Origin of the sequence: Kribbella orskensis (assembly GCF_004342085.1) — a bacterium.
In the GTDB taxonomy this organism is placed as follows: Bacteria; Actinomycetota; Actinomycetes; order Propionibacteriales; family Kribbellaceae; genus Kribbella; species Kribbella orskensis.
This window is the reverse complement of the sequence record NZ_SLWM01000005.1, coordinates 198824-222943: the sequence shown is the minus strand read 5'-3', so window position 1 is coordinate 222943 and position 24120 is coordinate 198824. Positions and strand designations below refer to the sequence as shown.

At 68.7% G+C, this 24120-nt stretch carries 22 protein-coding genes; 13 read left to right on the top strand and 9 right to left on the bottom strand.

The window, feature by feature from the left end; translation table 11 throughout:
• Positions 1 to 172: 172 nt before the first annotated feature.
• Entirely contained in the window at positions 173 to 3190 is a 3018-nt protein-coding gene (locus EV644_RS16420; RefSeq protein WP_132189142.1) for an alpha-mannosidase, read from the bottom strand.
• A gap of 268 nt (positions 3191 to 3458) precedes the next feature.
• Between EV644_RS16420 and EV644_RS16415 the strand changes: the two genes are divergently transcribed.
• Positions 3459 to 4460, top strand: coding sequence for a TAXI family TRAP transporter solute-binding subunit (locus EV644_RS16415; RefSeq protein WP_132189141.1), 1002 nt, complete (start codon positions 3459 to 3461; stop codon positions 4458 to 4460).
• A gap of 8 nt (positions 4461 to 4468) precedes the next feature.
• Here EV644_RS16415 and EV644_RS16410 read toward each other — a convergent pair whose 3' ends face one another.
• Both EV644_RS16410 and EV644_RS16405 read right to left on the bottom strand, forming a co-directional pair.
• Complete coding sequence (locus tag EV644_RS16410; RefSeq protein WP_132189140.1) at positions 4469 to 5806, bottom strand: sensor histidine kinase; 1338 nt, start codon at positions 5804 to 5806, stop codon at positions 4469 to 4471.
• A 36-nt stretch (positions 5807 to 5842) separates the two neighbouring features.
• Positions 5843 to 6508 (bottom strand): response regulator transcription factor, encoded by a 666-nt coding sequence (locus EV644_RS16405; protein WP_012918592.1) that lies wholly within the window; start codon positions 6506 to 6508, stop codon positions 5843 to 5845.
• A gap of 117 nt (positions 6509 to 6625) precedes the next feature.
• Here EV644_RS16405 and EV644_RS16400 point away from each other — a divergent pair, with 117 nt between their 5' ends.
• On the top strand, positions 6626 to 8647 hold the full coding sequence (locus tag EV644_RS16400; protein WP_132189139.1) for a TRAP transporter permease: 2022 nt from the start codon (positions 6626 to 6628) through the stop codon (positions 8645 to 8647).
• The gene (locus EV644_RS16395) at positions 8647 to 9627 is read left to right on the top strand and encodes a TAXI family TRAP transporter solute-binding subunit (RefSeq protein ID WP_132189138.1); all 981 of its coding nucleotides are present in this window, start codon (positions 8647 to 8649) and stop codon (positions 9625 to 9627) included. The genes EV644_RS16400 and EV644_RS16395 overlap by 1 nt, the downstream gene beginning before the upstream one ends.
• Before the next feature lie 182 nt (positions 9628 to 9809).
• Here EV644_RS16395 and EV644_RS16390 read toward each other — a convergent pair whose 3' ends face one another.
• The 3 genes from EV644_RS16390 to EV644_RS16380 form a co-directional block, all read right to left on the bottom strand.
• Positions 9810 to 10457 (bottom strand): hypothetical protein, encoded by a 648-nt coding sequence (locus EV644_RS16390; RefSeq protein WP_132189137.1) that lies wholly within the window; start codon positions 10455 to 10457, stop codon positions 9810 to 9812.
• Positions 10458 to 10607: 150 nt separating this feature from the next.
• Positions 10608 to 11642 carry an L-glyceraldehyde 3-phosphate reductase gene (gene mgrA / locus EV644_RS16385; protein ID WP_132189136.1) on the bottom strand — a complete coding sequence of 345 codons (1035 nt, stop codon included), beginning with the start codon at positions 11640 to 11642 and terminating at the stop codon, positions 10608 to 10610.
• Positions 11643 to 11751: 109 nt separating this feature from the next.
• Positions 11752 to 12732 (bottom strand): phosphotransferase family protein, encoded by a 981-nt coding sequence (locus tag EV644_RS16380; protein ID WP_132189135.1) that lies wholly within the window; start codon positions 12730 to 12732, stop codon positions 11752 to 11754.
• A gap of 74 nt (positions 12733 to 12806) precedes the next feature.
• Here EV644_RS16380 and EV644_RS16375 point away from each other — a divergent pair, with 74 nt between their 5' ends.
• The 3 genes from EV644_RS16375 to EV644_RS16365 all read left to right on the top strand — a co-directional run bounded on the left by EV644_RS16375 (position 12807) and on the right by EV644_RS16365 (position 16072).
• Entirely contained in the window at positions 12807 to 13433 is a 627-nt protein-coding gene (locus EV644_RS16375; RefSeq protein WP_132189134.1) for a flavin reductase family protein, read from the top strand.
• A 154-nt stretch (positions 13434 to 13587) separates the two neighbouring features.
• Positions 13588 to 15333, top strand: a complete 1746-nt coding sequence (locus tag EV644_RS16370) for a molybdopterin-dependent oxidoreductase (RefSeq protein ID WP_241998233.1) — start codon at positions 13588 to 13590, stop codon at positions 15331 to 15333.
• Between the two features lie 73 nt (positions 15334 to 15406).
• Entirely contained in the window at positions 15407 to 16072 is a 666-nt protein-coding gene (locus EV644_RS16365) for a fasciclin domain-containing protein (protein ID WP_132189133.1), read from the top strand.
• Between the two features lie 114 nt (positions 16073 to 16186).
• Here the strand turns inward: EV644_RS16365 and EV644_RS16360 are convergent, their stop codons facing one another.
• Together EV644_RS16360 and EV644_RS16355 are read right to left on the bottom strand one after the other, a co-directional pair.
• Complete coding sequence (locus EV644_RS16360; protein WP_132189132.1) at positions 16187 to 17566, bottom strand: pyridoxal phosphate-dependent decarboxylase family protein; 1380 nt, start codon at positions 17564 to 17566, stop codon at positions 16187 to 16189.
• A gap of 43 nt (positions 17567 to 17609) precedes the next feature.
• Entirely contained in the window at positions 17610 to 18632 is a 1023-nt protein-coding gene (locus EV644_RS16355; RefSeq protein WP_241998231.1) for a hypothetical protein, read from the bottom strand.
• A gap of 143 nt (positions 18633 to 18775) precedes the next feature.
• On the opposite strand from EV644_RS16355, the gene EV644_RS16350 reads away from it, so the two are divergent.
• Positions 18776 to 19291, top strand: a complete 516-nt coding sequence (locus EV644_RS16350) for an acyl-CoA thioesterase (protein ID WP_132189130.1) — start codon at positions 18776 to 18778, stop codon at positions 19289 to 19291.
• Between the two features lie 7 nt (positions 19292 to 19298).
• The gene (locus tag EV644_RS16345; protein ID WP_132189129.1) at positions 19299 to 19955 is read left to right on the top strand and encodes a potassium channel family protein; all 657 of its coding nucleotides are present in this window, start codon (positions 19299 to 19301) and stop codon (positions 19953 to 19955) included.
• A 31-nt stretch (positions 19956 to 19986) separates the two neighbouring features.
• Here EV644_RS16345 and EV644_RS16340 read toward each other — a convergent pair whose 3' ends face one another.
• Positions 19987 to 20625, bottom strand: a complete 639-nt coding sequence (locus EV644_RS16340; RefSeq protein WP_132189128.1) for a TetR/AcrR family transcriptional regulator — start codon at positions 20623 to 20625, stop codon at positions 19987 to 19989.
• 39 nt (positions 20626 to 20664) lie between these two features.
• Here EV644_RS16340 and EV644_RS16335 point away from each other — a divergent pair, with 39 nt between their 5' ends.
• Genes EV644_RS16335 through EV644_RS16315 form a run of 5 tightly spaced genes read left to right on the top strand, consistent with a single transcriptional unit; the run spans position 20665 to position 24069 of the window.
• Positions 20665 to 21612, top strand: a complete 948-nt coding sequence (locus EV644_RS16335) for a DMT family transporter (RefSeq protein ID WP_132189127.1) — start codon at positions 20665 to 20667, stop codon at positions 21610 to 21612.
• A gap of 48 nt (positions 21613 to 21660) precedes the next feature.
• Positions 21661 to 22146 (top strand): MarR family winged helix-turn-helix transcriptional regulator, encoded by a 486-nt coding sequence (locus EV644_RS16330; RefSeq protein ID WP_132189126.1) that lies wholly within the window; start codon positions 21661 to 21663, stop codon positions 22144 to 22146.
• A gap of 11 nt (positions 22147 to 22157) precedes the next feature.
• Complete coding sequence (locus EV644_RS16325) at positions 22158 to 23417, top strand: glycoside hydrolase family 3 N-terminal domain-containing protein (protein WP_241998228.1); 1260 nt, start codon at positions 22158 to 22160, stop codon at positions 23415 to 23417.
• The gene (locus EV644_RS16320; RefSeq protein WP_132189125.1) at positions 23414 to 23758 is read left to right on the top strand and encodes a YidH family protein; all 345 of its coding nucleotides are present in this window, start codon (positions 23414 to 23416) and stop codon (positions 23756 to 23758) included. The genes EV644_RS16325 and EV644_RS16320 overlap by 4 nt, the downstream gene beginning before the upstream one ends.
• Positions 23755 to 24069, top strand: a complete 315-nt coding sequence (locus EV644_RS16315; RefSeq protein ID WP_132189124.1) for a DUF202 domain-containing protein — start codon at positions 23755 to 23757, stop codon at positions 24067 to 24069. Before EV644_RS16320 ends, EV644_RS16315 begins: the two co-directional genes overlap by 4 nt.
• Positions 24070 to 24120: the final 51 nt, after the last annotated feature.

Sequence of the window (24120 nt, the reverse complement as noted above, 5' to 3'; positions counted from 1 at the left end):
CAACGCTACGTCAGGACTGTGAACGCCGCGGATCGATCAGGTGGCGTGCTCGCTCCCCGGAACGCGAAAGGGCCGCCCGGGACAGGGCGGCCCTTTCTTGGCTCCAGCAGTCAGGCGTTGCTCCAGCTGTCAGGCGTTGCTCAGTTGCCGGTCTTGCTGGCGTAGGTGGTGCTCAGTCGCGGGTGAAGCGGAGGGTGAGGATCTGGAACGGGCGGAGCTCGAACGAGACGCCGCCGTCCTTCAGCTCGCGGTCGGCCAGGCGGCGCTCCAGCAGGTCGACCTCGGTGACGGTGCCGGCCGCGAAACCCGGGGTGAGGGTCGCGCGGGACCGGCCGCCGCTGGACTCGTACAGCCGGACGACCACGTCGCCGGACTCGTCGTCGGCCAGCTTGACCGCCTCGACGATCACGTTGCCGTTGTCCAGGGCAACGATCGGGTCGATGCCCGCGGCACCGGTGACGACCCGCTCGGGCAGGTTGATCCGGTAGCCCTCCTCGATCGCGTCCGGGATGCCGGCGCCGACCACCAGCGCGTGGTTGACCACGTGCACGCCCTGATCGGTCTGCGGGTCGGGGAAGCGCGGCGCGCGGATCAGCGACGTACGGATCGTGGTGGTCGTGCCGCCGTCGTCGCGGGCGGTCCGGTTGATGTCGTGGCCGTAGGTCGAGTCGTTGACCACGGCAACGCCGTAGCCGGGCTCGCCGACGTGCACCCAGCGGTGCGCCGCGATCTCGAACTTGGCCGCGTCCCACGAGGTGTTCTGGTGGGTCGGGCGGAAGATGTGCCCGAACTGGGTCTCGGACGCGGACCGGTCGGCGTGCACGTCGACCGGGAAGGCCGCCTTGAGGAACTTCTCCGACTCGTGCCAGTCCATCGAGGTCTCGATGTCGAGCCGCTTGGCGCCCGGCCGCAGCCGCAGCGTCTGGGTGACGCTGGAGCGGTTGAAGGAGCGCTTGACGACGACCGTGGCGACGCCCTCGACGGTGCTGAAGTCGACGCTGTCGACCTCGGTGACGTCGCGGACGTTGTTCTTGTAGAACGAGTCGACGTCCCAGGCGTCCCAGTGGTTCGGGGTGTCCACGTGCAGCTGCAGGAGGTTCGCGGTACTGCCCGGGGCGATCACCTCGCGGTCGGCCGCCACGTCGTACAGGGAGGTGATCAGGCCGCGGTCGTCGACCGTCACCCGGATCACGCCGTTGTCCAGGACGCCGTCGTCGATCGTCACCGCCTGGCCCTCGCCGACGGCAACGCCGGCGCCGAGACCGGCCACGCCGCCGCGGGTGTGCGGCGCCGCGTTGAAGACGATCTGCGCCGGCCCCTCGCCGGCGAGTGCCTGCTGGGCCGTCGCGATGATCGCCTCGAGCTCCCCGGCCAGCTTCGCGTACGTCGCCTCGGCCTCGCGGTGCACCCAGGAGATCGAGCTGCCCGGCAGGATGTCGTGGAACTGGTTCAGCAGCACGGCCTTCCAGATCCGGTCCAGGTCCTCGTACGGGTAGATGTCGAGCTTGCCCGCCACCACGGCCGCCGCGGACCACAGCTCGGCCTCGCGGAGCAGGTGCTCGCTGCGCCGGTTGCCCTGCTTGGTCTTGGCCTGCGAGGTGTACGTCGCGCGGTGGATCTCCAGGTAGAGCTCACCCGACCAGACCGGGGCGTTCGTGTACTCCTCCTCGGCCGCGCTGAAGAACTCGGTCGGGGACTCGATCGTCACCCGCGGCGAGGACTCCAGGTTGGCCACCCGGCGGGCGGTCGCGACGAACTCGCGGGTGGGCCCGCCACCGCCGTCGCCGTACCCGAACGGGACCAGCGAGCGGGTCGCGGCGCCGTTCTCGGCGAAGTTGCGCTGCGCATGCGCGAGCTCACGGCCGGACAGGTCGGAGTTGTAGGTGTCGATCGGCGGGAAGTGGGTGAACACCCGGGTCCCGTCCAGGCCCTCCCAGAAGAAGGTGTGGTGCGGGAACTTGTTCTCCTTGTTCCAGGAGATCTTCTGGGTCAGGAACCACTTCGAGCCGGACAGCTTCACCAGCTGCGGCAGGGCCGCCGTGTAGCCGAACGAGTCCGGCAGCCAGACCTCCTGGGTGTCGATCCCGTACTCGTCCAGGAAGAACCGCTTGCCGTGCACGAACTGCCGGGCCAGCGCCTCGCCGCCGGGCAGGTTGGTGTCGGACTCGACCCACATGCCGCCCACCGGCACGATGGTGCCGTCGGCAACGGCCTTCTTCAGCCGCTCCCAGACCTCCGGGTAGTTGTCCTTCACCCAGGCGTGCTGCTGGGCCTGCGAGAACGCGAAGACGAGCTCCGGGTACTCCTGCGCCAGAGTGGCGACGTTGGACACCGTGCGGGCCACCTTGCGGCGGGTCTCGCGCAGCGGCCAGAGCCAGGCGGAGTCGATGTGCGCGTGACCGACCGCTGACAGCTGGTGCGCGCTCGCGTGCGCCGGGCGACTCAGTACGTCGGTCAGCTCGGCGCGGGCGTCGGTCGCGGTACCGGCGATGTTCTCGTAGTCCAGGACGTCCAGGGCGCGGCTCAGCGCGCGCAGGATCTCCCTGCGGCGCGGCTCCTGCGGGGACAGTTCCCGCTGCAGGCCGTCGAGGGCCTCCAGGTCCAGGATCAGGTCCCACACCTCGGCATTGAAGACGGCCAGGTCGGCCCGGGCCAGCTGGTAGATCGGCTTGCCGCCCGGCTCGGGCTTGCTGCCGACGTCGGTCGGGGCGAAGGCGTTCGAGCCGAGCACCTCGGGGTTGGCCGCGGCCTCCACGTAGAACTCGATCCGGTCACCGGCCGAGGCCGACGTACCGTCCGGGCCGAGGATGGACAGCGGCGCGTAGGTCTGGCGCGGGTGCAGGCCCTTCAGCGGGACGCCGGAGGTGGTGTGGATCAGCCCCTCGGCGGAGAAGCCCGGGCCGCCGCTGAAGCCGAGGTCGATCACGGCCTCGATCTCCTGCCCGGCCCACTCGGCCGGCACCTGGCCGCTGAAGTGGAACCACGCGGTACCCCAGGCGGGGCCCCAGGGCAGCCCGATCTCGGCCGGCTCGTAGGTCGCGGCGAGTGCTTCGGCGGGCGGTGCCGGTTCACCAGGCGCGTGCCACACCTTGATGTCCAGCGGTACCGCGGCGCCGTAGATCGCGGGGCGGATCCGCTCCCGCAGGGCGCGCCCCAGCCGCTCCTCGATGAGTGATCGGTCGTCGTGCACGAAATCATCCTCCGATGACGGTTTCTCCGCGGCCTGACGGCCGACGCGATGACAACGCTGTCACATCCACCCCAGACCCGTCCAGACGCTGTCCGGTTGCTGTGGATCCGCCCTAGCTGGAGGGCTGGTCGCAGGCGGGCATCTGCAGGTGGGTGCCTGGCGCTGCCGGACGTATGCGTCCGCAGTACGGGGAATCGCCGGGGTGTGAGTACGCGTGGGGATGGAGTGACCTACCGACTCGAACCGGTTGACCTCTAGGTTGTCACCTATGGATCGTCCCCGCCTGATGAATCGCCGTAGTGTGCTCGGACTCGGAGCTGCGGCAGCCGCGGCTCTGGTGACGCCGGGATGCTCCCGCGGGAAGTCGGATGAGCCGGCTCCGGCTGAGCCGGGCAGGTTCGCGACGGGGAACGCCGGCGGCGTGTACGCGATCTACGGCGCCGGGCTGGCAAAGCTCGTCACCGAGGTGACCGGGGTGACCATGCAGCCGCTGCTCACCGAGGGCTCGGTGGAGAACCTCAAGATGCTGGCGGCCAACAAGGCCGACATCGCCTTCTCGCTGTCCGACTCCGCCCTGGACGCCTATGAAGGCGTGGAGACGTTCTCGAGCGGCGCGCTCCGCTTCACCGCGCTGGCCCGGACCTACGACAACTACGTGCACATCGTCGTCCCGGTCGCCTCCGAAATCTTCTCACTGAGGGACCTGGCCGGCCGCGTGGTCAGCGTCGGGTCGCCGAACTCCGGCACCAGGGTGGTGGCGAACCGGATCCTCAGCACCGCCAAGGTCAAGGTAAGGCCGAGGATGCTCGGCCTGGAGGAGTCGGTCGCGGCGCTGCGGGCCAAGGCGCTGGCGAAGGACCCGGCCACCAGCAGCGGCATCGACGCGATGATCTGGAGCGGTGGTCTGCCCACAGACCCGATCAAGGGCCTGCAGAAGGACATCGGGTTCCGGCTGGTCGACATCGGCCCGGTGGCGGAGATGATCGCCCTGAAGCGCTTCGGCGGCTACGTCCTGTCGTCGATCCCGCCGTCGATCTACCAGTTGGCGAGCGCGGTCCCGACGCTCGCGGTGCCGAACTACCTGCTGGCCCGCCGTGGCCTGTCCGACTCCTGGGCCTGGTGGACCCTGAACACGATGTTCCGCCGCCAGACCGACCTGATGGCCGTGCACCCCGAAGCAGGCTCCCTCGACGCCCGCTCCGCGATCGCCACCATGCCGATCCCGCTCCACAACGCCGCCGAACGCTGGTACCGCGCCAACCACATCTGAGCGGGACACTAGAGCTCGTAGTCGTCGATCAGGGGGACGCGGACCTCGATCACGAGGCCACCGCCGATGGGTGGGCGGGCCACCACCCGGCCGCCGACGCGGGCGGCCTCGGAGCGGACGATGGCCAGGCCCAGACCCGTACCGGGCATCTCCCGGTGGTGGGCGCTGCGCCAGAAGCGTTCGCCGACCTTCTTGAGGTCACGCGAGCCGAGTCCGAGACCGTGGTCGCGGACCGCGAGGACCACCTCGGTGCCGTCCCGCAGGACCGACACCTCCACCGGCGGAGCGCCGTACTTCGAGGCGTTGTCGAGCAGCACGTCGAGGATGTCGTCCACCTCGAGCTCGGGGGCGACGCCGCCGGGCACCATCTCGCCGATGATCAGTTCCAGGTCGTCGGCGGCGTAGACGGCCTTCCAGCCGACCAGCCGCTCCTTGACGGCCTGGGCCAGGTCCAGCGGCTCTTCGCTGCCCTCGGCATCACCTGGGCGGTCCGAGCCGGCCAGCCGGGAGAGCCGCTGCACGATCCGGCCGAGCCGGTCGATGTCGCTGAGCGCGAAGCGGGCAGTGGGGGAGAGCCGGGACAGGCCCTCGATGTGGATCCGGGCCGAGGTGAGCGGAGTACGGAGCTGGTGTGACGCGTCGGCGACGAACTCCCGCTCGCGCTGGCGGGCCTGGTGCAGGCTGAGCGCCATCGAGTTGAAGCTGTCCCCGAGTCTTCGGAGCTCCGGTGCGCGGCCGTCCGTGGAGACCCGGGTGTCCAGCGCGCCGCGGGTGACCTGGTGGGTCGCGTTGTCGAGGTCGTTCAGCGGCCGCAGCACCCAGCGGGTGACCGGGCGAACGATGCCGATGACAACGGCTCCGACGCTGATCAGCAGACCGCCGAGGAGCAGTAGCAGACCGCGCTGCACGTCGTCGCGGGCGTGCTCGGTCGGCACCCGCAGCACCGCCGCGCCGAGGACGCGGCCGTTGTTGACGACCGGACGGGCCACCACCATCTCGCCCGTGCGCCACGGCCACAGCGCCGGCGGCTCGGTCGGAAGCCGGCCGGCCAGGGTGCTGTCCAGGGCGGTCTTGAGGTCAGGCTCCGCGACCACGACGCCGGACCGCGAGGTCGCGATCACCCGGCGATCGACGTCGACGACGAACACGGGCGTGTTGTAGAGCTGGTGGTACCGGACCGCCAGCTCGCGCAGGTTGGCGATGTCACCCGACTGCAGTGGTCCCTCGGCCATCGTGGCGAACCAGTCCGCGTCGTTGCTGCGGGACAGGAAGAGCGTGCGGGACGTGCCGGTGGCGATGAAGTTCGCCAGCGGCACCGCGGCGAAGATGGCCAGGACGATGACCATCGGAACGAGGGACTGCAGCAGGCGACGACGCAACGGTCAGTCCGAACCCAGGCGGTAGCCGACGCCGCGGATGGTCTGCACGAGCTCGGGCCGGCCGAGCTTCGCCCGCAAGCTCGCGACGTGCACGTCCATCGTCCGCGAGGAGGCCTCGAAGACGGACTGCCAGGCGTACAGAGCGACCTGCTCGCGGGGGACCACCCGGCCGTGGTGAGCGGCCAGCACAGCTAGCACGTCGAACTCCTTGCGGGTCAGACTGATGGGCTTGTCCGCGACCTGGACGGTGCGTGCCTCGATGTCCACGGTCAGGTCGCCGACTGTCACCCGGGGGCGGGGTTGGAGTAGTCCGGTACGCCGTAGTACAGCATCGATGCGGGCCAGTAGCTCGGAGATGGCGAACGGTTTGACCACATAGTCGTCCGCGCCGCTGCGCAGGCCGCGGACCCGGTCCGCCGCCTCACCTCGCGCGGTCACTGCGATCACCGGGACGTCTGACACCGTGCGGATCTGACGGCACACGTTGATGCCGTCGCCGTCGGGCAGTCCGAGGTCCAGCAGGACCAGGTCGCCGGGGTCCGCCGCGAGGGCGTCCGCGGCTGTCCGGACGTGCGTCACCATCAGCCCGTATCGGCGCAGCGCAGGTATCAGAGCGTTCGCGATATCTAGATCGTCCTCGACCAACAGAATCCTGACGGCGCCGCTCATGCCGTGATCGTAGGGCAGGAGAGCTTCATGTGTGTCAGATCTTGGTAAAGACGTAATCACGCGACTCCATGGCGTGGTCGTCGACACTAGCCTTCGGACACAGGAGGAAACCGCTCGATGACTGTCGGTATAACTACGGGGGCTGGCGCAGCCACGCCCTCCGAGTCCGAACTAGCCGAGTACGAGCAGGAAAAGCCTGCTCGGCGGCTCAGTCCTACCCTGGACCGGGCGATCTCCGCGTGGTGTGCGGTGATCAGCGTCGGTGTGCTGCTGCAGGTGTTCTTCCCGTTGTCCGCCGGAACCCAGTTCTATTTAGTGATCTTTCTCGCAGCCGTCCTCCCGGTCACTTTGTTGTGCTATCGGGGCTGGCGGGTGCCCGCCTTCATGAACCCGCTCAAGGCCCGGGCCACCGACGATCCCGGGATCACGGACTGGATCCTCGCCGCGATGGCGCTGACGGTCTGCGTCTACCCGCTGGTCGACTTCGACGGCTTCCTCGAACGACGCCAGGCCCCGACGGGTCTCGACGTACTCGCCGGGGCTCTGTTGTTCGCGCTCCTGCTCGAGGCCTGCCGCCGTACGACGGGCTGGGTGCTGCCGGTCGTCAGCGCGCTCTTCATCGCCTACGCGTACTACGGCGGCTATCTGCCCTACACCTGGTCGCTGGCGCACCAGGGATTCAACTTCGACGCGATCATCGCGCAGTTCACCATGGGCACGGCCGGGTTCTACGGCACCCCGTTGAGGGTCGCCGCCGGCTACATCGTGCTGTTCACCATCTACGGCGCGGTCCTGGACTACTCCGGCGCCGGCAAGTTCTTCGTCGACCTCTCCTTCGCCGCTTTCAAACGCAGCCGTACCGCGCCCGGCCGCACCGTCACGCTGGCGGGATTCCTGCTTGGCAGCGTGTCCGGCTCGGGAACGGCGACGGCCGTCTCGCTGGGCACCGTGTCCTGGCCGATCCTGCGCCGCGCCGGGTATCCGCCCGAACCGGCGGGCGGCATGCTCGCAGCGGCGGGCATCGGCGCGATCCTGTCACCGCCGACCCTCGGCGCGGCGGCCTTCATCATCGCGGAGTTCCTGCAGGTCAGCTATCTGACCGTGCTCGGCTACGCGGTGATCCCGACGATCCTGTACTACCTGGGCATCCTGCTGGCGATCGAGATGGACGCCCGCCGGCACGGGACCACGGCCGCCGAGCCGTCCACCCAGTCGGCGCTGAAGCTGCTGATGAGGTTCAGCTACCACTTCCTGTCGCTGTTCGTGATCATCGGCTTCATGGCGGTGGACGTGCCGCCGTTCAAGGCCGTGGTGTACGCGGTGATCATCCAGTTGGGGCTGTCCTTCCTGGACCGCGAGCACCGGCTCACCGCCGGGCCGTCTTTCAAAGCGCTTGCCCAGGGCACCCGTTCGGTGCTGCCGGTGGCGGCGACCTGTGCGACCGCCGGCGTGATCGTCGCGGTGACCACCCAGACCGGCCTCGGGCTGAACCTGGCCGAGATCATCGTGGACGCGGCCAAGGGACTGACGGACAACCCGACGGTCGTGCTGATCCTGACGGTGGTGCTGGCCGCGTTCGCAGTACTGGTGCTCGGTCTGGCGGTGCCGGTGACGGCGTCGTTCATCATCGCCGCGGTGATCATCGCGCCGGCGCTGGTGCAGCTGGGCGTCACGCAGGCCGAGGCGTACATGTTCATCTTCTACTACGCGGTGCTGTCCGAGGTGTCGCCGCCGACCGCGCTGGCGGCCGTCGCCACGTCCGCGATCACCGGCGGCAAGGTGATGCCGACGATGTGGCAGGCGTGGAAGTACACGCTGCCCGCGTTCCTGGTGCCCTTCGCGTTCGTGCTGACCGAGAACGGCGCGCACCTGCTGGGGCAAGGCAGCCTGATCGGCATGGTCTGGACCCTCGTGGTCTCCATGCTCGCCGTCGCGGCGCTGGCGGTCGTCACCGGCGGCTGGATCGTGATCGCCACGGGTTGGGTCGAACGCCTGCTCTGCGTCCCGGCGGCACTGCTGCTGCTCTATCTCGCGCCCGTAACCATCGCGATCGGGATCGGTTTGCTACTTGTTGCCGTCGTCATCAACCTGGTCCGGCAGGGCCGCCAGACCGGGCCAACGGAAGGATCCGCCACCTGATGAGAATCCGACGCCTGCCCACCACCCTCGTGGTGCTCGCCGCCGCCGTCTCACTCGTCGCCTGCGGAGGGCAGCGAGAGCCTGAGGGCGGGGCCGCCGGTACCGACGGAGGCCGGCTGACCATTGCCACCGGCAACACCACCGGCGTCTACTACCAGCTCGGCGGCGCACTCGCGTCGGTGATCTCTTCCAAGGTCGAGGGGTACCGTGCGACCGCGAGCGAGACCGGCGCCTCGGTGCAGAACGTGCAGGGCCTGGCGGCCGGCAACTACGACATCGCCTTCTCGCTGGGTGACACCGCGGCGGACGCGGTGAACGGCGTGAACAGCTTCAAGACGAAGCAGGACGTCGTCGCGCTGACCCGCCTCTACCCGAACTACACCCAGGTCGCCGTGCGCGCCTCGGCCGGGATCAGCAAGATCGCGGACCTGAAGGGCAAGCGGGTCTCCACCGGCTCGCCGAACTCGGGCACCGAGGTGATCGCCCGGCGGCTGCTGGAGGCGGCCGGCCTGGATCCGGCGCGCGACGTCACCGCACAGCGGCTCGGCCTGCCGGAGTCGGTCGACGCGATGAAGAGCGGCTCGATCGACGCCCTGGTCTGGTCCGGCGGCATCCCCACCGGCGGCATCACCGACCTGATGACGAGCCTCGGCAAGGACGTCAAACTGATACCGATCACCGACCTGCTGCAGCCGCTGCAGACGAAGTACGGCACGATCTATGCCCAGGGCAACATTGCGGCGGCGGCCTACAAGCAGCCGGCCGACGTGGCCACGATCATCGTGCCGAACGTGCTGCTGGTCCGGAAGAACATGTCGGACGAGCTGGCCGAGAAGCTGACCAAGGTGATCTACGACAACAAGGACGCGCTGGTCCAGGTGAACGTGGCGGCCAAGGACATCACTCTGGACAACGCGGCCAAGACCGATCCGGTGCCGCTGCACCCCGGCTCACAGAAGGCGCTCGACGCTTTGAAGTGACCCACGATCCGTCCTCCCCCGCACATCAGGCGCAGCGGGGGAGGGCGCAGGTCCCATCTCCGCACACCAGGCGCAGCGGAGGCGGGAACCAAGGCCCACCCCCACAACCAGGCGCACTGGGGGAGGGTTTCCGGGCCAGGCCCGCGCCGTCGGAGGCATCCGGCGGCGCGGGCCCGGTCGTCTCAGCCCTCGTCCTCGTCGATCGGGGTGCCGCGCAGGTAGTGCGAGAGCGCCGAGTCCCGCTTGGGGTGCACGTGGTACTTCGTCGGGACGACGCGTCCCTCCGCGCTGTCCCAGGCGTTGTCCGCGATCCGCCACATCCGGTGGGCCAGCCGCCCGGCCGTCCCGGTGTGCGGCGAGAACGGATGGGCCCGGGTCGGCGCCACTTCCTCGGCGGTGAGGAGCTTCTCGGTCAGGGAGCTGACATGGTCGCTGTCCATCTCCTCGCCGAGCATCCGGCTGTACTCCGCCTCGAGCAGCTCGTGCTCGGTCAGGAGCCGTTCGACCACCCGCCAGACGTGCTCCGGATGCAGGTGGAGTACCCGGCTGTCGCCGTACTGGCGGGCCTTGAGGAAACGGAGGGAGCGCTCGAGCTGCCGGGCGTTGCCGACGTACGTGGTGACGAGGACGTGCCCGTCGGGGAGCCGGCGGACGTGCGGTAGCAGGACGTCCTCGGCGGCGGCCAGATGCTGAGCGGCGATGGCGTAGAACCAGTCGGTCTCGTGCCGTCGGTCCGGCCTCGAGGCTTCCGGTTCCTGGGCGGGAGCGGCGAGTTCCCGGATCTTCGCGTGTTCGTAAGTGAGGGCCAGTTCGAGAGTCGAAGCGGTCATCGCAACCACCTCCTGGGGGGTTCCTCCCAGCGTGCGCCGCGGGCTGTGCCGATGCAACCGCACCGGCACAGCCCGTGACCGAACCGACAGCTTCAGGCGTGGAATCTGCTTTGCAACGTGACTGGGTGTCCTGATGCCGGAGCCCTTGGCTCAGTTCTCGGAGCTCTTCTTCCACAGGTTGATGCCGGCCTCGACGGCGTCGGCGTCGATCGCGTCCAGCTCCTCGGAGGTGAACTTCAGGTTCTTCACCGCGGCCAGGCTGTTCTCCAGCTGGGCGACGCTGGAGGCGCCGATCAGGGCGCTGGTGACCCGATGGTCGCGCAGCGTCCAGGCCAGTGCGAGCTGGGCGACGGACTGGCCGCGCTGCTGGGCGATCTCGGCCAGGGCACGGACGTGTTTGAGGGTCTCCTCGGTCAGCATGTCGGCGCTGAGCGACTTGCCCTGCGAGGCGCGGGAGCCCTCCGGTACGCCGTTCAGGTACCGGTCGGTCAGCAGACCCTGCGCCAGCGGGGAGAAGGCGATCACGCCGACGCCCAGTTCACCGACGGCGTCGAGCAGGTCCTCCTCGATCCACCGGTTCAGCATCGAGTACGACGGCTGGTGGATCAGCAGGGGCGTGCCGAGCTCCTCGAGGATCCGGTGCGCCTCGCGGGTCTTCTCCGCGGAGTACGACGAGATGCCGGCGTACAGCGCCTTGCCGGAGCGGACGGCGGCGTCGAGCGCGCCCATCGTCTCCTCGAGCGGGGTGTCCGGGTCGAAGCGGTGCGAGTAGAAGATGTCGACGTAGTCCAGGCCCATCCGGTCCAGCGACTGGTCGAGCGAGGCGAGCAGGTACTTGCGCGAGCCGCCGCCCTGGCCGTACGGGCCCGGCCACATGTCGTACCCGGCCTTGGTGGAGATCAGCAGCTCGTCGCGGTACGGCTTGAAGTCGCGGGCGAAGTGGCCGCCGAAGTTGGTCTCGGCCGAGCCGTACGGCGGGCCGTAGTTGTTCGCCAGGTCGAAGTGGGTGACACCGAGGTCGAAGGCGCGGCGCAGGATGTCCCGCTGCGTGTCGAGCGGCTTGTCGCCGCCGAAGTTGTGCCAGAGCCCGAGCGAGATCGCCGGCAGCTGGAGTCCGCTGCGGCCACTGCGCCGATAGGTCATCTGGTCGTCGTACCGGTCCTGGGCAGCTACGTAGTCAGTCACGAAAAGCCAGTCTGCCCCACGTCGTGACAAGTGCGCGAACCCTTGTATTTACAGCAGAAGCACGGTCGATCAGTCCAAGCAACCGGCCTTCTGACTCAGCCCTCCGGATTCAGCTCAGTCCCGGCCACGGCTCCGGCGGTCCCGCGGCGAAGAACCGGAGTACTCCGAGCAGCCGGCTGGCGGATGGTGCCGTCCAGTGGCGCTCGTTGGGTCTCGGCGGCTTGGGGATCCCGCTGAGGCCCCAGCTGAGGTGGAACCACAGTGCGGCGGCTTCCAGTTGACCGTCGCTCTTGCTTGCGGCCTGGCCCGTGTACGTCGGCAGGGTGGCGGCGACCTGCTCCAGGCGGAGCTTGGCGAACTCCATGCCGGGTGGTCCCCAGGCGGCGTCACCCCAGTCGATCAGCGCTTCCAGCCTGTTGCGGCGGGTCAGCAGGTTCTGCGGCGCCAGGTCGCCGTGCAGGAGTACTCGCGGCTGGGCTTGCGGCTCTTGCAGGTCTTGCGGGTCGTGCGGGACGTGCGGGAAGCGGGTGGCCAGCCGGTCGAACCAGCCGAGCAGCCAGTCCGCGGTACCGGGGTCCAGGTAGCCGAGCGTTGCCAGGTGCTCCACGGTCGGACGCGGGTCCCCGCCGCCGTCGTCAGTCGGTACGCCGTCCAGCGGGGTTCTAGGGATTCGGTGGAGCAGGGCGACCTGTGAGCCCAGGTCTTGCCAGAACTGGTCGTCGGGTGGTTCCGCCTCGCTCAGGTCGGTGCCGTGGAGTTGCTCGATGACCACGTACGGCGCGTCGACGAGGGTGCGGGTGGCGTCGAAGTCGACGATCGCGGGGGTCCGTACTCCGGCCGCCCGGGCCACTGGGATGACTGCGATCTCCTTCTGCAGATCGCGTTCGAACTCCTTGCCTCGCGGGATCCGGAGGAACAGGTCGTCGCCCAGCGCGAAGGCGTGGTTGGCGACGCCGCCCGGTACCTCACGGACCGCCTCGACGCGCACGCCGTACCGGTCGGCGATGGCGGCGATCACCTCGGCCGCCGGCTCGGAGGTGATGGCGGGGAGGTCACCGCTTGGGAGGTCACCGGCTGGGAGTCCTGTCATCGGTGGGATTCTTTCGCCGGTCGTTGCCAGGGTCCACCGAATTGCCGGGGATCTCGCCGGGGATACTGGCTGGCGTGCGAAGGGACCTGGATCCGGAGACCATCAGCAGCAGGGACTTCTACGCGGTACTGAACGCGGTGGTGGTGCCGCGCCCGATCGCCTGGGTGTCGTCGAGGTCGGCCGACGGAGTTCTCAACCTCGCGCCCCACTCCTTCTTCACGGTGGCGTGCGTGAGGCCGCCGATGGTGCAGTTCACCTCGGTCGGCCGCAAGGACAGCCTGAACAACGTCGAGGCGACCCGGGAGTTCGTGGTCAACTTCGCGGCGGAACCCCTCTTCGAGCAGATCAACGCGACGGCCACGAACTTCCCGCCGGAGGTCGACGAGTTCGCGGCCGTCGGGCTGCACACCGAACCCAGCACCACAGTCGCCGTACCGCGCGTCGCCGAGTCGCCGGTCGCGATCGAGTGTCAGCTCCACACCACTCTCGAACTGGGCGACTCCACCGTCGTGATCGGCCGGGTGCGACACATCAGCATCGACGAATCCGTCCTGGACGGCTCCCATCCGGAGATCACCCGCCTCCGCCCGCTGGCTCGCCTGGGCAAGGACGAGTGGTCCACCCTCGGTGAGATCCGTGAGATCACCCGGATCCGGCATGCCGACTGGCCCGGACACTTCACCCCTCCGGCCGCTGGCTGATCCGCGCCGGCGCACCTCGCCGCCTCCGGCTTTGACGGTCGATCGGCTCCGGGTTGCCTGACGGGCAAGAGGTCTCTCGCAGGCGGTGCGCGATTCTTGAAGTTTCCTTGGTGGTTTGACCTATCCGGTCGTCGCACGGGTCCGAAGCAGGGGCATGACCGTGACGAGGAGACGCCGGGCGCTGGCCGCGCTGGGAGGTGTGCTCGCAGCAGGTGCTGGACTCGGCCTGGGTGAGCTCACCGCCGCGCTGGCCGGTGGTACTTCGCCGGTGGTCGGCGTCGGGACCCAACTGATCGACCTCGCTCCCGGTCCTGCGAAGGACTGGGCGGTGAAGAACCTCGGGACGGCCGACAAGCCGATCCTGGTCGGCACGGTGCTGCTCGCGGTTGCTGTTTTCGCCTTACTGGCGGGGGCGATCGGGGCTTCCATCCCTCGGGTCGCCGTGGTGATGACCGTGGTACTCGGACTGCTGGCGATCCTCGCCGCGGCGACCGGGCGAACCCTTGCGGACAATCACTTCGTCCAGGTACTGCCCGGCATCGTCACGTTGCTAGTGGCAACAGTCGGAATCATCCTGGTGCTCCGCGCACTGGGCCTCAGTCCCTTCGGCGGCGGCCGAGGCTGGAAGCTCCCCGCCGCCGAAGGTTCCACCTCCACGAACACCGCCGAAGGTGATGGCTCCGCGAATACCGCCGGAGCTCGTAGCCGCGCTGAGGGTTCCGTTTCCTCCGGGAAGCCGCACGCTTCTGCTGTTGCGGCAGCGGTGAGCGCTGACGGTGTGCCAGTTGTTGCTGAGGGCAATGAGATTGGGGAGCGGGAGGCGGAGGCGCCGGTGGGGTTTGATCGGCGGCGGTTCCTGGCTACCACGATGGCGCTGGGGGTGGCCGGGGTCGGTGGGCTCGCGGTTTCGCGGGTCCTGCCTGAAGGGGTGAGTGAGGCAACTCGGCGGGGGATCAGGATTCCTACGCCGGCGAGCCGGGCGCAGGCGGTGCCCGCCGGAGTGATGTCGGAGATCCCTGGGGTGAGCCGGTTCGTCACCCCGAACCCGTCGTTCTACCGGGTCGACACCTTGCTGACGGTGCCGAAGGTTGACCCGCGGAACTGGGAGCTGCGCATCCACGGTCTGGTCGATCGCGAACTGCGGCTCAACTTCGCGGACCTGCTCGGCCGGCGGCTGATCGAACGCGACATCACGCTGACCTGTGTGTCCAACGAGGTCGGCGGACCGTACGTCGGCAACGCGCGCTGGATCGGCGTACCGATCGCCGAGATCCTCAGGGAAGCCGGTGTGCGGGACGGCGCCGACGCGGTGAAGTCCACCAGCATCGACGGCCTCACCATCGGCACTCCGCTGAAGGCCCTCACCGACGGCCGCGACGCGATCTTCGCCGTCGGGATGAACGGTGAGCCGTTGCCCTTCGAGCACGGGTTCCCCGTTCGGATGGTGGTGCCCGGCCTGTACGGGTTCGTCTCCGCGACCAAGTGGATCGTGGACTTCGAGGTCACCAAGTTCTCTGACTTCAGCGCTTACTGGACCGACCGTGGCTGGTCCGTCGAGGCGCCGATCAAGACCTCCTCGCGGATCGACGTGCCGAAGGGATTCGCCCGGATCAAGGCGGGCCCGGCCGTCGCGGCCGGAGTCGCCTGGGCACAGCACCGCGGTATCGCCAAGGTCGAGGTACAGGTCGACGACGGCGACTGGCAGCCCGCCACGCTGGCGGCCGAGGACACCATCGACACCTGGCGGCAGTGGACGTTCCGCTGGAACGCGACGCCCGGCAACCACAGACTCACCGTCCGGGCGACCGATGGCGACGGACAGGTGCAGACAACCGACCGCGCGGCCCCGCGCCCCAACGGCTCCAGCGGCCTGCACAACACAGTGGTGATGGTCGAGTAACAGACCCGCTGGCCGACCAAACACCGAACACAACGCACTGAACGCAATACGAATCCAAGCGAAGGAGATCGTCATGTCCCACACCATCAAGCGGGTCGCACTGGCCGCCTCGGCACTGTCCCTGCTCTTCGTCACTGCCGCGTGTGGTGGAAGTGATGACACCTCGAGTGGTAGTCCGTCGACCAGTACGTCGTCGTCGGTGCCGGCCGAGACTCCGAGTGCGTCGCCGTCGATGGACAATGCGGCGGGTCTGGTCGGTCCGGGGTGTGCCGATTATGCGAAGGCGAACCCGACTGGTGCGGGTTCGGTGGATGGGATGGCGGCGGCGCCGGTGGCGACCGCGGCGTCGGGGAATCCGTTGCTGACGACGCTGGTGGCGGCGGTGTCGGGCAAGCTGAACCCGAAGGTCGATCTGGTGTCGACGTTGAACGGTGGTGAGTTCACGGTGTTCGCGCCGGTGGACTCGGCGTTCGCGAAGATCCCGGCGGCGACGGTGAACACGTTGAAGACCGATGACGCGTTGCTGACCAAGATCCTGACCTATCACGTGGTGCCGGGGCAGTTGGCGCCGGACGCGGTGGTGGGGAGCCAGACCACGGTGGAGAAGCAGGCGGTCACGGTGACTGGTTCGGGCGACAACCTGATGGTCAACAACGCCAAGGTGATCTGTGGTGGGGTGAAGACCGCCAACGCGACGGTCTACCTGATCGACTCCGTCCTGATGCCCCCGGCAGCCTGACAATCCCTGCAGCACCAACCACTGCAGCCTCACCACTGCAGCACGACAACCACTGCTGACTGGGCGGCGCCTTCATCTGCCGGGGCGCCGCCCGGTCGCGTCCCCGCTCGTCGTCTAGGAAGCGCGGGTGGCGGCGAGGATGGCTCGGGTGGAGAGGTCCACGTCGGCTTCGGTGGTGAGGTGGTTCGAGACCGAGATGCGCATGTAGCGACGGCCTCGCCAGGTGGTGCCGCCCATCCAGCAGACGCCGCCGGCCTGGACCGCAGCGATCACCCGGTCGGTATCCTCGTCGGAACCGAACGACACCAGCACCTGATTCAGCACCACCTCGTTCCCGATCTCGCAGCCTCCCTTCTCCAGCTGTTCGGCGAACCTCCTGGCCAGCGCGCAACACCGATCGACCACCTCGGTCACACCATCGCGACCCAGTTCCTGCAACCCGGCCCAGACCGCGAGTCCACGCGCACGCCTCGACGACTCCATCGCGTAGTCGCCCGGTTCCCGCTCTCCGGACGTCACCAGGTAGGAAGCGCTGTAGGCCAACGCAGCCGCATGCGGATCCGGGTGCGCGCAGAACACGAACCCGCTGTCGTACGGCACGTTCAACCACTTGTGCCCATCACAACCCCACGAGTCCGCCAGCTCCAGTCCCGCCACCTGATCGCGCAGGTCTGGACTCACCGCGGCCCACAGTCCGAAGGCACCGTCGACGTGCGCCCAACCGCCGTACTCGTGGATCAGGTCGCAGGCCTCGCCCAGGGCATCGGACGCGCCGGTGTTCACGTTCCCGGCCTGCAGGCAGACGATCAGCGGACCTTCGTGATCGACGAGTCTGGCCCGCAGGTCGGCCAGGTCGATCACCCCGTTCGTCTTCGTCCGCACGAGTTCGAGCGAACCGGAGCCGAGTCCGAGCAGGCGCAGCGACCGGTCGATCGTGGCGTGCCGCTCGTCGCCGGCCAGCAGACGCACCCGGGGAGCACCGTTGAGGCCGTTCGTCTCCACGTCCCAGCCGGCCTTCGCCAGCACGTGGTTCCGAGCCGCCGCCAGCCCCACGGTGTTGGCCGCCTGGGCTCCCGTGACGAAGCCGACCGACGCTGCCGGAGGTATCCCGAGAAGGTCCTTCAGCCAACCACCCGCTGCCTGCTCGGCGGCCATGGTCATCGGGGACATCACGCTGTTCACGGCATTCTGGTCCCACCCGACCGCCAGCATGTCGGCCGCGCTCGCGGCGGGCAGTGCACCACCCGTCACGAACCCGAAGTACCGCGGTCCGGCGCTCGCCACGAGTCCGCCCTCAGCCAGGCCGACGAGCTCTTCGATCACCTCGTCGGCAGCACGCCCTGTCTGCGCCAGTGGCCGTTGGAAGTCAGCCCGCACCTCCGCTGCAGACTTCCCCGCGCGAACCGGTCGCTCAGCCAAGGTCGCCCTGTACTCGGCCGCGTGGTCGGCCGCACTCCTGAACAGTTGCCGCAGATCTGCCGGTTGCTCGCCCATACCCAGACTGTCCCACTGGCCCCTCGTTCGCTGTCCACCCTGGTCACTCGAGGCGGCCGAGGTGATGGGCGAGCGCGAGCAGGGCTGGTGAGAGGCCGGGCGGCCGGCCTTCCTCGGGCTGGCGGATGGCTGGATGCCAGCGGCCTTCGGGGGTGACGAGATAAACCCAAGGGCTCAGCGGACCTGGCTCGGTGGCGTGTGCTCGGCCTGCGAAGTTCAGCATCATGCCCAGCGCGGGGATGACTCGCAGGCTGGTGATCACATGGACCAGGAGTAGACCGCGGACCGGCATCGCGGCCAGTACGCCGTACTGCGGGTTCTCGACGTGGAGGGATTCGCGGAGGACGGTGTCGAGCACGAGTGCTCGTGAGGCGGTGAAAACGCTACCGCTGAGCATGGCAATGGTGGTGCCGTCGTGCTCTGCGTACTCCACGGTGTCGGTGAGGCCGCGCAGGTTGTGGAGACCTGCCTGCTCCGCCTCCGACCACGTCATCCCGAGGTCCGACGGGTCGAAGTACATCGTGATCGTGCCGTCGGTGTAGGTGGCAGGGACGGAGAGGAGGCCGGGCACGAACTCTGGTGCTTGGCTGGTCCAACTGGGTTGTACGAGGTTGCTCGGGGTCAGCCGTTGGTAGAGCTCGCGCCGCGGGTCCGCAGGCAGCGGAGGCGGGCCGTGCCGGAGGGTGCTGGCCAGTTGGTCGAAGTGCTCGCCGACCACCTGGGGCCAGCGGTCTCGTCGTTCACCGGCGACGATCCGTGCCAGGTTCGACAGCCCGGCCACCATGCTGACCGCCGCGTCCGGATCCGAACCGACGCCGAGGTCGGCGGCGAGACCGGTGTCGCCCGGGGTGGGAAAGGCTGCGCTGGTCGGATGGAGGCGGAGGTTGGCGGTGCCGTCGTAGCCGGCGGGAAGGGAGCGTTCGGCGGCTGCTTCCAGGCTGAGGCGCACCAGGTGTGCGGCTTCGGCGTTGGTCAGGGGAGACAGGGCTCGGTGGGGCGCCTCGGGATCGTTGCCTAGGGCCCGTTCAGTGGAGTCGTCGTGGGTGGAGTCGTTGTCAGTGATCATGCTGTCCACCTCCTCGACAGAGAAAGTACGAGCGCGCGGGCGGTCTCTCGGCAAGCAGTTCCGCGGCTGTGGACAACGCGGCGGTTATTCTGCGCGGAGGCGTCGGCAGACCGGCGGTCTCGTCCATCCGAGGAGCAGGATCCATGTCCGCCACTGAGGCACCGTCGGAGCGGCCGCCGTCGGCCACGCGGTTGTCGTTGTCGCACATCACGGCGCAGAACGAGACGAATCTGCTCGGCACCGTGCACGGCGGAGTGGTGATGACGCTGGTCGACTCGGTCGCCGGGGTGGTGGCGGCGCGGCACTCGGGCGGTGCCGCGGTGACGGCGTCGATGGACGAAATGGTCTTCGTGGTCCCGGTCCGGGTCGGCGACGTGGTGCACTTCACCGCCCAGGTGAACTGGACCGGCCGCAGTTCGATGGAGATCGGCGTCCGGATCACCGCGGACCGCTGGGACGCCGTCGGCCCGCAGGTCCACGTGGCCACGGCGTACCTGGTGTTCGTCGCGGTCGACTCGGACGGCAAGCCGCGCCCGGTCCCGCGGATCGTCCCCGAAACGGACGAGGACCGCAGGCGGATGCGCGAGGCCGAGATCCGCCGCAGCCACCGGCTCGCCCGGCGCGAGGCGATCAAGGCGTCCCGTCAGGACCCGAAATGAGCCCGAGATGAGTCTGTTCGGCAGCGCCAGGCGGCATCCGTCCGCGATCCTGCTCGTCGTCCAGTTGCTCGGCGTGCTGATCTACCCCGCGATGGAAGGGTCGCGCGGCGGACGTGTCGCCTTCGAGATCCTGGGCATCGTCGTGCTGGTGCTGGCGATCTTCTCGGTGCGCGCAACGCCGGGGCTCACCTGGGTGAGCGTCTGCCTTGGCATCCCCGCTGTCGTGCTTTCGCTGGTCGACGCCTTCCGCCCGACGGACGTCATCGTGCCGATCTCAGCTGCGCTCCACGCTGCCTTCTACTTCTACGCGGCCTACAGCCTGCTGCGGTACATGCTGTCCGACCATGACGTCAGCACGGATGAGCTGTACGCCGCGGGTGCCACTTTCACCTTGGTGGCCTGGGGATTCGCCTATGTGTTCGTCATCGTGCAGGCGCTCGTGCCGGGCAGCTTCACGGCAGCTGTCAACCCGGATCAGGACCGGAGCTGGATGGAGTTGCTGTTCCTCAGCTTCACCACGCTGTCCAGCACCGGCCTGAGCGACATCATTCCGATCACGTCCTGGGGCCGCTCGGTCGTGATGATCGAGCAGTTGGCCGGCCTCGGCTACGTCGCGATGGTCGTTTCGCGCCTGGTCGGCCTCACCGTCGCCAGACGAACCTGAAACCCCGCAGCCGAACCGCAACCTCACGCGGTCAGGCGCTGACTCGCGGCCAAGAGGCGAGCAGGTCGGCGGCCGCCCGGTAGGCCACCTCCGGCGCGTGCTCCATCGCGGCCACCCGATAGCTCACCAGCGCGCCCTCGTGGAGCAGCAGCAACCGGTCCGCGAGCTCCTCGACCCGATCGAACCCGGCCAGCTTCGCCTGCGCCACGAACTCGGCCCGCATCCACCGCTTCTGCGCCACGATCACCGGCATCGCCGGATGGTCCGGCGCCGCCAGTTCGACGCTCGCGTTGATGAACCCGCAGCCCCGCCGCGACTCCGCCATCCACTCCGTCAACGCGGTGAACAGAGCCAGGATCACCTCTTCCGGCGTACCCGGCCGCAGCCTCGCCAGCTGCTCGTCCAGGAACACGTGCCAGACGCGGTTCCGCCGCTCGAGGTACGCCGCGATCAGGTTGTCCTTCGAGCCGAACCGGTCGTACAGGGTCTTCTTCGTCACGTCCGCCGCGTTCGCGATCGTATCGACGCCCACCGCCCGGATGCCCTGCTCGTAGAACAGCGTCGACGCGGCGGTCAGGATCCGCTCGCCGGCCGGCGTCAGCGCCTTCTCCGCGCCCTCAGCCCCCGTCCGGTTGAGCCACTCCCACGGTCTCGCCTGGTGAGCAACCATACTGACAGTATACCGACCGGTGTGGTTACTTGTCTTTCCATGACCGTTCACCAGCCCGTCGCCGAAGCAGTGCAAGACACCCCGGTACGCCGGCCCGCGGGCGTGCGAGCGGTTCCGCTGCTGGCGGGAGCCGGGTTCGTCGTGTTCTGGAGTTGCGGGTTCATCGGCGCCCGGTGGGGCACGGAGTACACGTCGGCCTTCGACCTGCTCGCGTGGCGCTACCTGGTCGCTGGGAGCTTGGCTGCCGCAGTACTGCTGAAGCGGCGGCCACGGGTCACCCGCAGGGATCTCGTCACCCAGGTGGCAATGGCCTTCCTCACCCAGTGCGTGTACCTCGGCCTGATCTTCACCGGGATCGACCATGGTGTCGGCGCGGGTGTCACCGCGCTGATCGGCTCGCTGCAGCCGATCCTGATCGCGACGGTGGCGGGTCCCCTGCTCGGAGAACACGTGAGCCGACGACAGTGGATCGGTCTGCTGCTCGGTGTCGCCGGAGTCGGCCTGGTGGTCGCCAACGATCTCGGCGCGGGTCATCGCTCGGCCTTGCTCTTCCTGCTTCCGCTCGGTGGTCTTCTGGGATTGGTGGCAGGCACTTGCCTGGAGCGTCATCGCGAGCCGGCCACCAACCTCTTGGATGCGCTGTGCCTCCAGAGTCTGGTCTCCGGCGTGTTCTTCCTGGCTGTCACAGCCGCGACCGGTCAATTGACGGTCCCGCATGAGCCGGGGTTCTACGGTGCGGTGCTGTGGCTCGTCGTGCTGGCTACCGGCGGTGGCTGGGGCTTGTACCTGGTCAACCTGCGCCTGTCCTCCGCGACCCGGATCAGCAGCCTGCTGTATCTGGTGCCGCCCACCACGATGGTGTTCGCGTTCCTGCTCTTCGGCGAGACCATCGGCCCGCTGGCGTTCGGCGGGATGCTCGTCTGCGCACTCGCTGTGCTGCTGATCCGTTGGAAGGACCGGCTGCGGCAGCAGCGCGCAACGACATGACGGCCCGGCAGAAGCGCGGGAGGCTCCTCTTCTGGCTACGCTGCGACAATGGCGGAACCCCGGTGGCTGGATGAGAAAGAGCAGCAGGCCTGGCGAGCGTTCATCGCGGCCCAGCGCGTGGTCAACGGCAAGATCGAGCAGCAGTTGCAACGCGACGCGGGCATGCCACACACGTACTTCGAGATCCTGGTCCGGCTGGCCGACGCCGAGGACGGCCGGCTGCGGATGAGCGAGCTGGCGCTGTCCACACTGGGCTCCCGCAGCCGCCTCTCCCACGCGGTGAACCGGCTCGAGCAGGTCGGCTGGGTACGCCGCGAGGGGATCGCCTCCGACCGCCGCGGTCAGGTCGCCATTCTCACCGAGGAAGGCCGCCAGAAGCTCAAGGACACGGCTCCCGGGCACGTCGAGACGGTCCGGCAGGTGGTCTTCGATGCCCTCAGTGAGGAGCAGGTCGCGCAGTTGCACGACATCTGCAGCACGCTGGCGCGGCACTCCGGCGGGACCTATGACAGCGCCATTTGGGACGTCCGCTGAGAATGGCAGCAATGAACACCATCTCGAGCCGGGCAGCGACAGCCACGGCCGCAGTACTCGCCGTGCTGCTCCTGGCCGGCTGTAGCGACACGGGCACGCCGACGGCGGGGCCGAGCACCGTCCCCTCGTCGACGGTGCCGACCACACCAACGGCGCCCGCCACGTCGCCGAGCGACACCACTCCCACTCAGACGCCCAGCCCGACCCCGAGTGAGACGCCCAGCCAGACGCCAACCTGCGTGGACCAGAAGGCCGAGGCGCTGACACTGCGCGAGCAGGCGGCCCAGCTGATCATGACGGGTATCGACGCCGAAGGTATGACCTCGGCCGAGCGATCCATCGCCCGCGCCCAGAAGCCTGGCGGACTCCTGCTGATGGGGAGCGGCGGCAGCGCGTCCCACACACGTACTGCGATGGCCACGGCGAGCACGACCGCCACGGTGAAGGGGATCCGCCCGTTCATCGCGGCGGACCAGGAGGGAGGCCAGATCCAGCGCCTCAAGGGCTCCGGGTTCGACCGCATCCCGGCCGCGACCGTGCAGGCCACCTGGTCCGACGAGAAGCTCACCGCCCGGGCCAAGACCTGGGGGAGCCAGCTCAAGCAGGCCAACGTCAACGTGGACCTCGCGCCGGTGGCAGATGTCGTACCGGCTTCGTTGGGGAACGCGAATGCGCCGATCGGTGCGCTGGACCGCGGCTACGGCAGTACTCCGGGCACGGTCAGCAAGCACGTCGCCGCCTTCATCAAGGGGATGGACGCCGCCGGCGTGATGACCTCGGTCAAGCACTTCCCGGGCCTCGGCCGGGTGAAGGGCAACACCGACTTCTCCTCCGGAGTGGTGGATACCGTCACGGTCCGTGGTGACGACGACCTGGCGCCGTTCGCCGCGGGGATCCGGGCCGGCTCCGACATGGTGATGGTGTCCACCGTCACCTACACCAAGATCGACCCGAAGAACCGGGCGGTGTTCTCTCCCACGATCATCCGGGGCATGTTGCGCGGCGACCTCGGGTACGGCGGGGTCGTGATCACTGACGATGTCGGGGCGGCCGCGGAGGTCGCCTCTGTGCCGGCGGGTCAGCGGGCCACGCGGTTCGTGGCGGCCGGCGGCGACATCGTGATCACCGCGAAGGCGTCGCTCACCTCGACGATGGTGAGTGCGCTGGTCACGAAGGCCCAGCAGGACAAGGAGTTCGCGGCCAGCCTGCAGAGCAGTGTCCGCCGGGTCCTCGCCCTCAAGCAGAACCGCGGCCTGCTGAGCTGCGGATGACCACGCCACCGACCGGCCAGGAGCCCGACTACCGGTTCACGCTCGCCAATGAGCGGACCTACCTGGCCTATCTGCGGACATCGCTGGCCTGTTACGCGGGAGGTCTGTCCGCAGTACAGTTCCTGGACCTCGGGCCGGACCGGATCGTGGCCAAGATCATGGGCGCCATCCTGGTCTGCGCCGGGCTCGTCACCACGGCAGGCGCTTTCCGGCGCTGGCAGTTGAACCAGGCCGCGATGCGTGAAGGCGCCCGGTTGCCGGTCACCAGACTGCCTCTGATGCTCGGAGCAACCATCGCCGTGGTGGGGCTGCTCGGCCTGCTCTTCAGCCTATGGCGATGATCCCCGACCCAGGGCTGCAACCCGAACGCACGCTGCTGGCCTGGCGACGTACGTCACTCGGCCTGGTCGCCAACGGGATCCTGCTGCTCGCCTCCGGCCACGGCACGTCGGACGTCCGGCTGGGGCTCGGCATCGTGGTGACCGTACTCGCGCTGGCCTGCTGGGCCGCGGTGAGCGCCGTCTACCGCCGATCGACTCGTCCGCAGGCGGGTCCACCGGGTGAGTTGGGGTCGGACCGGGTACTGCGGGTGGCGGCCGGGCTGGTGCTCGTGGTGGGGCTTTTCGACCTCTATGCGGTGGTCACTCGCTGAGATCATCCCGACACGAACAGGTTGCAGTGAGTCTACGTGTTGATCATCTCG